Below are 218 nucleotides of genomic sequence, written 5' to 3'. Positions count from 1 at the left end.
GACTCGAACCTACGACACCCTGATTAAAAGTCAGGTGCTCTACCAACTGAGCTAATGGCTCATGAGAAAATGGCTGGGGATCAAGGGATCGAACCTTGGAATGACGGAGTCAAAGTCCGTTGCCTTACCGCTTGGCTAATCCCCAACAATTAATTAATGGGGCGATCGAGGGGAATTGAACCCCCGAATGTCGGAATCACAATCCGATGCGTTAACCA

The 218-nt window shown here is 49.1% G+C and carries 1 tRNA gene; it reads right to left on the bottom strand.

Features of this window, described 5'->3' with window-relative positions:
- Window positions 1-70: 70 nt before the first annotated feature.
- Window positions 71-145, bottom strand: a tRNA-Gln gene (locus SBI19_RS29460).
- Window positions 146-218: the final 73 nt, after the last annotated feature.

Origin of the sequence: Paenibacillus sp. CCS19 (assembly GCF_033239625.1) — a bacterium.
GTDB lineage: Bacteria > Bacillota > Bacilli > Paenibacillales > Paenibacillaceae > Paenibacillus_T.
Note: the sequence above shows the minus strand (reverse complement) of the source record. Positions and strands in the feature narration are given on the sequence as shown.